Annotated in this window: 7 protein-coding genes and 1 pseudogene; 3 read left to right on the plus strand and 5 right to left on the minus strand. The window is 54.3% G+C overall.

From position 1 onward, the window contains the following. The 3 genes and pseudogenes from KQJ19_RS20910 to KQJ19_RS20920 all read right to left on the minus strand — a co-directional run. Nucleotides 1-95, minus strand: a pseudogene (locus KQJ19_RS20910) (sugar-phosphatase); the annotation flags it as partial. A gap of 121 nt (nt 96-216) precedes the next feature. Beyond that, nucleotides 217-2649 (minus strand): formate C-acetyltransferase/glycerol dehydratase family glycyl radical enzyme, encoded by a 2433-nt coding sequence (locus tag KQJ19_RS20915; protein WP_103766077.1) that lies wholly within the window; start codon nt 2647-2649, stop codon nt 217-219. 5 nt (nt 2650-2654) lie between these two features. Beyond that, nucleotides 2655-3554, minus strand: a complete 900-nt coding sequence (locus KQJ19_RS20920) for a glycyl-radical enzyme activating protein (protein WP_016152383.1) — start codon at nt 3552-3554, stop codon at nt 2655-2657. A 132-nt stretch (nt 3555-3686) separates the two neighbouring features. Here KQJ19_RS20920 and fsa point away from each other — a divergent pair, with 132 nt between their 5' ends. Continuing rightward, a complete protein-coding gene (fsa, locus tag KQJ19_RS20925; protein WP_019076360.1) occupies nt 3687-4349 on the plus strand; it encodes a fructose-6-phosphate aldolase in 663 nt (220 codons plus the stop codon). Nucleotides 4350-4468: 119 nt separating this feature from the next. On the opposite strand, the gene moeB is transcribed toward fsa, so the two are convergent. Then, nucleotides 4469-5218: a molybdopterin-synthase adenylyltransferase MoeB gene (gene moeB / locus KQJ19_RS20930; protein ID WP_016152385.1), complete on the minus strand. Its 750-nt coding sequence runs from the start codon at nt 5216-5218 to the stop codon at nt 4469-4471. Then, nucleotides 5218-6453: a molybdopterin molybdotransferase MoeA gene (gene moeA, locus KQJ19_RS20935; RefSeq protein ID WP_200107589.1), complete on the minus strand. Its 1236-nt coding sequence runs from the start codon at nt 6451-6453 to the stop codon at nt 5218-5220. Before moeA ends, moeB begins: the two co-directional genes overlap by 1 nt. Nucleotides 6454-6628: 175 nt before the next feature. Between moeA and KQJ19_RS20940 the strand changes: the two genes are divergently transcribed. Both KQJ19_RS20940 and KQJ19_RS20945 read left to right on the plus strand, forming a co-directional pair. Then, nucleotides 6629-7417, plus strand: coding sequence for an aminoglycoside adenylyltransferase family protein (locus tag KQJ19_RS20940; RefSeq protein ID WP_103766079.1), 789 nt, complete (start codon nt 6629-6631; stop codon nt 7415-7417). Between the two features lie 192 nt (nt 7418-7609). Beyond that, nucleotides 7610-7835: isoaspartyl peptidase/L-asparaginase (locus KQJ19_RS20945; protein WP_216404078.1), on the plus strand; the 226-nt coding region annotated here is incomplete at its 3' end.

Raw genomic sequence — 7835 nt, forward strand, 5'->3', positions numbered from 1 at the left:
TCCTGATACTGCGCCATAAAACGTGCATGATCGTATTTTTTGGCGTCGTCGAGAAAAGTTCCGTCCATATCAGTGACGATAACTTTGATGGTCATACTTGCTCCTGGCTCATAACTGCGACCAGAAACATTTTAATAACAATGTGAGCTAAAGCACAAATTTATTTCATTCGAAAGAAGAATACCCGGCAAGCGAAATGCCGCCGGGTAAGGGGGATTACAGCATATGTTCAGTACGTGCGATGATATCGTCCTGCGCATCTGGAGACAGCGCGGTGAAGAAGGCCGAATAACCTGCTACACGGACCACTAGGTCACGATACTGATCCGGGTGCTTTTTGGCTTCCAGCAGCGTTTCACGGGAGACAATGTTGTACTGAATATGCCAGCCTTTGTGCTCTTCAAAGAAGGTACGCAGCAGGATCATCAGCTTTTGCTTATCGGATTCATTCTCCAGCGTGGCCGGGTTCAGCTTCTGGTTTAACAACACGCCGCCGAGGATTGAACCGGTCGGCAGTTTACCCACCGAGCCAATTACCGCTGTTGGGCCGAGATGGTCCGTTCCGGAAGCCGGGCTTGCGCCTTCTGCCAGCGGAGTGTGCGCCTTACGACCATCCGGTGTGGCCATCGTTGCCGCGCCAAACGGTACGTTTGCGGAGATCGATGAGGTACCCGCGTAGTAATTGCCGCCAACCGGGCCACGTCCGTAACGCGGATTATGATACTGTTTTAACTCATTGATATAGGTCTGATAAGCGCGAGCCAGCAGCGTATCAACGCTATCGTCATCGTTGCCGTATTTCGGTGCGCCGTTGATCAGTCGCTGGCGTAATTGTTCGTGGGTCAGACCGTCAAAATCGGCGGCCAGCGCGGCGGCCAGCTGTTGCTGACCGATAGCGCCTTGTTCAAAGACCAGTTTCTTCACCGCAGCCAGGCTGTTGCCGAGGTTGGCAATACCCACCTGCAAACCCGATACCCAGTCGTATTTCGCGCCGCCTTGCTTAATGCTTTTCGCGCGTTCAATACAGTCATCTACCAGCGCAGAGCACAGAATATCGTGTACGTTCTCTTCCAGCATGGTGTCGACAACATACTCAATTTCGATAGATTTACGCGTGTAGTAGCGAATCTGCGCATCCCAGGCATCCATCACTTCGTCGAAATTGTTGAAGTTACCAGCCGAGAGCGCTTTTTCCTGTGGCAGAAATACTTTACCGCTGGTGGCATCGCGACCACCTTCCAGCGCTGCCAGCATCACGCGGGCAAAGTTAATAAAGCTCATACCGGTACAGCGGTAGCCCCATTTGCCGCCAACAGCGGTTTCGATGCAACCAATGGCCGCATAGTCATAGGCGTCCTGCGGTTCAATGCCAAGCTTAATGAATTCAGGTATGACGATTTCGTCGTTATTAAAGGCAGGCATCCCGAAGCCGCAGCGGATCACCTGTACACAGGCATCCAGGAAATCATTACTCATCCCTGCATGATAACGCACGCTCAGGTTTGGCTGAGTAGAACGCAGGCGGCCGCAGGATTCCAGAATAGCGTAGGAGAGCGGATTGACAGCATCCATTGCCTGACCGTTAACCAGGTTTTGGCCACCAATGGTCACGTTCTGATACAGCGGGCTACCCGCCGAGGCTTTCGAATGGGAGCCGGAGCGGATTTTGTTCACTTCCAGCAGTTTCAGCCAGCAGCTGTGCAGCAGCTCAATGGCGAGCTCACGATCGAGGCTCTGGTTCAGTTCTACGTCACGACGGTAGAACGGATAGAGGTACTGATCCATGCGACCAAACGACACTGAGTGACCATTCGATTCAATTTGCAGGATCAACTGGATGAAATAGCACAACTGCAGCGCCTGCCAGAACGTTTTTGGCGGCTCATGGGCGATCACATCGCAGTTGTCCGCCATGGTCAGCAGTTCATCACGACGACTGGCGCGAGTTTCCGTGGCCGCCATTTTACGTGCCAGCGTGGCAAAACGCTCAATGTGCAGACTGACGGCCTCCAGCACGATATCAATCGCTTTCAGAAACTGATCACCATGAAGGTCTTCCAGACATGTCAGATTGATGCGGGAACGACGTTCATCAACTTTGTGGCGCAGGCCGTCGAGACCTTTTTCCAGCAGCAGCGGGAAATTTACCGCCAGGTGTGCGTCACCGGAGGTCATGTTACCTTCGGCTTTGATAATGCCGGTTTCCAGCAGCCCTTTCTGCTCGTCCGTAAACATCCCGTAGCAGCGATCCTGCACGGTCTGACCACGCCACCATGGACACACCTCGTGCAACACGCGTTTGTTCTCTTCGCTTACCGCAAAGCCCGCGCCCGGCCTGTCGGCGAGGTCATCGATCTCTTTTTCAATCCACGACACGGTGTATTCCGGGAAGATTGGCGCGGCACGCACTTCGCTTGCCTGGTTACCAATGATCAGTTCGTCATGCTTGATCCAGATGGTGCGTTCCGCCAGATGATGGGCCAGCGCCAGCGCGCGGCGAACCGGGATAGGTTTATCCAGATGCTGTTGATACATCTCGGTATAGTGCTGGGCGCGCTCGGTACAAACCGGCGGCTTCACGATGTGAATCAGGGCCGTTTTATGCGCTTTGATACGGTCGCTGAGTGTGTCCAGTTTCAGAGTGGTCATGGCGATTATCCTCGTAGGGTCGCGGTTAAACCTTTCAGGCTGGCGTACTGCTGGGCAAATTCGAGCAGCGCAGGCGCATCAAGCGGTTTATCCGGTGCGTTGTAGGGTTGACTGAGTAAGTGGTATTTGTTGATGCCCAGCGTGTGGTAGGGCAAAAAATGGATCTCATCGACGTGAAGCTCGTCGGCAGCAAAATCGGTAATGGCCTGAATAGCGGCTTCGTCAGCGTTGAACCCCTGAATCAGGGGGACGCGGATAACCATTTTTTTACCGGCGGCGGCCAGTTTTTTCAGATTTTCCAGTACGCGAGAGGCGCTGCCATCGGTCCACTGTTTAAACGGCGCGTCGGCGACATGTTTTAAATCGGCCAGGAACAGGTCGACGTCAGGTAATGACGGTTCAATATACTTCCACGGGACATGCAGACAGGTTTCAACCGCTGTATGAATACCTGCATCGTGGCTGGCTTTGAGCAGCGCTGCCGCCAGTTCTGGCTGCATAAAGGGTTCACCGCCAGACAGGGTGAGACCCCCGCCGCTGCGATCGTAAAACGGTTTATCACGCACTACGGTCGCCATGATGTCGTCCACGCTTTTTTCCTCTCCGCAGACGGTCAGCGCCTGGGTTGGACAGCAGTGGGTCAGCGCCGTGAGCGCATCATCGGTCAGTTTTTCGCGATGAATCAGCAATCCGCTCAGCGCGCGTTCAATCACCTTCGGTGCGGCCTGAGCACAGAGATCGCAACCGTCGAGGCACAAACGCGCGTCATAGAGCAGATCCTGCGTGCGGGCACGGCTTTCCGGATTCTGGCACCACCGACAGCCCAGAGAGCATCCCTTAAGGAACACCACGGTACGGATACCGGGACCATCATGTGTGGAATAGCGCTGGATATTGAAAATCATAAGCGGCCTCTCATCTTTCGTATAAAGATTAAATTACTTTCGAATGAAAGTTATATTGACGTACGTCAACTAACCGTGAGGTTTCGCCGTGCTACCTTTTATTCATGCTAATTATTCGTTTGAGGAAAGGTTATGGAACTCTATTTAGATACGTCTGACGTTGACGCGGTAAAAGCTCTGGCGCGGGTTTTTCCGCTGGCAGGGGTGACCACTAACCCAAGCATTGTGGCGGCTGGTAAGCAGACGCTGGACGTGTTACTGCCGCAACTGCAGGAAGCGATGGGAGGGCAAGGACGCCTGTTTGCTCAGGTAATGGCGACCACCGCCGAAGGCATGGTCAGTGATGCGCGTAAGTTGCGGGCAATCATTGCGGATATCGTGGTCAAAGTGCCGGTCACGGCAGAAGGTTTGACGGCCATTAAATTGCTGAAAGAAGAAGGGATCCCTACGTTGGGTACCGCGGTATACGGCGCTGCTCAAGGGCTATTAGCTGCGCTTGCGGGGGCCGAATACGTTGCGCCATACGTTAACCGTGTGGATGCGCAGGGGGGGGACGGCATTCAGACGGTGACCGATCTGCAAACCTTACTGAAAATGCATGCCCCGCACGCCAAAGTACTGGCCGCCAGTTTTAAAACGCCGCGTCAGGCGCTGGATTGCCTGCTGGCAGGCTGCGAGTCCATCACGCTGCCGCTGGATGTCGCTCAGCAGATGATTAGCTCTCCGGCCGTTGATGCTGCCGTAGCGAAGTTCGAGCACGACTGGCAGAGCGCATTTGGACGCACTTCTCTGTAAGTCTGTTTTGCCGGATGGCGGCTGACACCTTATCCGGCCTACACAATGCGCTGTAGTAGGCCTGATAAGAGGCATTAGCATCGCCCTCTGGCAATAGTGCGGTGCCGACGATTTCTCTGCTAACTCCCGCAGACCTCACAGGTGGGATTGCGCATCAGCTTCATTTCGCGAAACTGGCAGGTCATGGCGTCGTACATGACGATTTTTCCTGAAGCCGGTTTACCGTAGTTAGCCAGTAGCTTAATGGCTTCCATCGCCTGTAACGAGCCGATCACGCCGATCAGCGGGGCCATCACTCCGGCCTCTACGCAGGTCAGGGCGTTTTCACCGAACAGACGGCTCAGGCAACGGTAGCAGGGCTCTCCTTCCTGGTAGGTAAATACGGTAATTTGTCCTTCCATGCGAATTGCCGCACCGGAAACCAGCGGAATCCTGGCGGCGAAGCATCCGGCATTCAACTGATTGCGGATGCTGACATTATCCGTACAGTCCAGCACTAAATCGTGTTCGGTAATAAGCGTGTGAATCTCGCTCTCGTCCAGCAGCGCATTCACCGGCGTAATGGCGATATAAGGGTTAATCCGCGCCAGTGCGTCGCGGGCGGATAGCACTTTTGGTTGTCCAACGGTCGCATCGCTGTGCAGCGTCTGGCGCTGGAGGTTCGACACGGAGACTGTGTCAAAGTCGAGCAAGGTTAAATGCCCGACGCCAGCGCCTGCAAGGTACTGAGTTGCTGCGCATCCCAGTCCCCCCACACCAACGACCAGTACCCGCGCCTCCTTGAGCGCTTCCTGACCTTCGAAATCGAAGCCGCGCAGAATGATTTGCCGGTTATAGCGCATCATCTCCTGGTCGCTGAGTTCTGCCATTACAGGCCTCCAAACAGTGCGTTAAACGGCTCGACCTCAACCCAGTCGCCGGCTTCGACGTTACCGCGATCGCGCTCCAGCACGATAAAACAGTTACCCTGGCTAAAAGAGCTAAAAATATGCGAGCCCTGGTGCCCGGTAGTGGTGACTTCCAGTTCGCCTTCAGCGGTACGCTGCAATACACCGCGCTGAAAATCCAGACGGCCAGGTGTTTTCTTCAGGCGTGAGGCGGTGCGCACGCGCTGGCGAGGCGGTAGTCCACAGGCGGTGTTGCCGCTGAGTTTCGCCAGGAGCGGTTGTACCAGTTGATAGAAGGTGAGGGCCGCAGACACTGGATTACCCGGCAGACCGCAAAACCAGCTGTTGCTCAGTTTGCCAAACGCGAACGGTTTGCCCGGTTTGATGGCCAGCTTCCAGAAGGCAATTTCTCCCAGCTCTTCCAGAATAGTTTTAGTGTAATCCGCTTCGCCTACTGAAACGCCGCCGGAACTGATGACGACATCGGCCTGGCTGTCGGCTTCGATAAACGCGGCACGCAGCGCGTTGGGATCGTCGCGAATAATCCCCAGGTTGATCACTTCGCAGCCCAACTGTTGCAGCATCAGGTGAACGGTCAGACGGTTAGTGTCATAAATCTGCCCGTCTCCCAGCGGCTGACCTGGCAACTGCAGTTCATCACCGGTGGAGAACAGCGCCACGCGGACTTTGCGCACTACGGGAGCATCGGCAACACCGAGCGAAGCCAGAACGGGAAGCTCGCCGGTTGTCAGCCGAGTCCCGGCGGGAAACACCACCGCGCCGTTTGCAATATCTTCACCGCGCAGACGAATATTTTGCCCGCGGCGGACTTCGGCGGTAAAACGCACCCCGTCGTCAGTTTGTTCCGTTTGCTCCTGCATCACCACCGCTTCACAACCAGCTGGCACCGGGGCGCCGGTCATAATTCGGATGCAGGTTCCCGCAGGCCACTCGCCATGGAAAGGCTGACCGGCAAAGGCTTTACCCGCCACAGCAAGCGGCTGATCAGATTGTAAATCGGCTAATCGTACCGCATAGCCATCCATTGCCGAGTTATCGAATCCCGGTACATCAATGGGGGAGACAACGTCGGTGGCCAGAATACGGCCAAAGCATTGAACCAGCGGCAGCGTTTCGACGGCGGTGAGCGGGGTAATACGCGAAAGCATCTGAGAGAGAGCCGTTTCAAGCGGCATCAGTCCGGCGGTAAATTCCATGAGAAGACTCCTGCGGGGCAAAATCGAATCTGCTCATTATGTCAGAAAATGGACGCGGGCAGTATGCTACCTCAGGCTTAGAATCAGATCTGGTAAAGGTTTTGTGTCAGGGATAGCGCAGCAAGAAGAATGCAGTATAGACTCAATATTTCCGCTCTTTTTTCCCTGGGGCTAAATGGCTAATATTATTCCAGACGCAATTCGACGACAGGTGGAGGCCGCCAGTGCGTGCATCCGCCAGATTTTCGCGGGGAATCTCATTGCCCTTCATTTGTATGGCTCTGCGGTTGAAGGCGGCTTAAAACCCCAAAGCGACATTGATTTATTGGTCACCCTGCGTGAACCAATAAATGCCCGACAAAGAAAAAAACTGATGCAGGATTTGCTGACCATTTCAGCGCCTCCCGGCACCTCCGGGCCATATCGTGCGCTGGAAGTGACCGTGGTTCTGCACTCGCAGATCGTGCCGTGGCGATTCCCACCGGCGAGAGAAATGCAGTTTGGCGAATGGTTGCGTGATGATATTCGTGCTGGCGTGTTTGAACCGGCAATGGTGGATCCTGATCTTTCTATTCTGCTGACCCAGGCCCGGCGCGCCAGCGTACCGCTGTTCGGTGAACCGGCTGAGACGTTATTTAACGTCATTCCGTTTAGCGATGTATTGCAAACATTTCGGCATATCCTTGAGATGTGGCAGAAACCGGCTGATTTAGAGGGGGACGAGCGTAATATCATCCTTGCTCTGGCACGTATCTGGTATAGCGTGGTTACGGGTAATATTGTCGCTAAAGATGAGGCCGCATCCTGGCTTCTGCCGCAATTACCCGCTGAGCATGCTGATTTGCTGCAAGCAGCGCGTGCCGAATATCTGGGGTTAACCAAACATAACTGGGCAGCGTGTATGCCGTCTGTAGAACGCTTTGTGTTTTATGCAAAAAAACAGATTACCGATCGGCTTGAATAATTTAGCACCAACGTCGAGAGATCTCCTTTCCGTTAAATACATCTGAATGACCTGATGAGACGGGGTGTGAGGTGCGGGCCTTTACCTTTACATGACGTCTGCATCTTTCTATATTCAAAAATCGAATCAATAAGTCACCGAAATTCTGATATTTATAATCCCCCGGTACCCGCCACCTAATGGACGAATAAAATGGGTAAAGCAGTCATTGCAATTCACGGCGGCGCAGGGGCTATCACCCGCGCGCTACTGAGCCAGGAGCAAGAATTGCGTTATATACAGGCGCTGTCGGATATCGTTGAAACCGGCCAGCGGATGCTTGAAGACGGTCGTAGCGCACTGGATGTGGTCACCGAAGCCGTGCGTTTGTTGGAAGAGTGTCCGTTGTTTAATGCCGGAATTGGCGCGGTGTATACCC

The organism is Citrobacter sp. S46_ASV_140 (assembly GCF_018919545.1).
Lineage (GTDB): Bacteria > Pseudomonadota > Gammaproteobacteria > Enterobacterales > Enterobacteriaceae > Citrobacter > Citrobacter braakii.

Coding starts and splice junctions, on each gene's coding strand:
- KQJ19_RS20915 (WP_103766077.1), bottom strand. CDS start 2,649: ATGACCACTCTGAAACTGGACACACTCAGCGACCGTATCAAAGCGCAT.
- moeA (WP_200107589.1), bottom strand. CDS start 6,453: ATGGAATTTACCGCCGGACTGATGCCGCTTGAAACGGCTCTCTCTCAG.
- KQJ19_RS20940 (WP_103766079.1), top strand. CDS start 6,629: ATGGCTAATATTATTCCAGACGCAATTCGACGACAGGTGGAGGCCGCC.
- fsa (WP_019076360.1), top strand. CDS start 3,687: ATGGAACTCTATTTAGATACGTCTGACGTTGACGCGGTAAAAGCTCTG.
- KQJ19_RS20920 (WP_016152383.1), bottom strand. CDS start 3,554: ATGATTTTCAATATCCAGCGCTATTCCACACATGATGGTCCCGGTATC.
- moeB (WP_016152385.1), bottom strand. CDS start 5,218: ATGGCAGAACTCAGCGACCAGGAGATGATGCGCTATAACCGGCAAATC.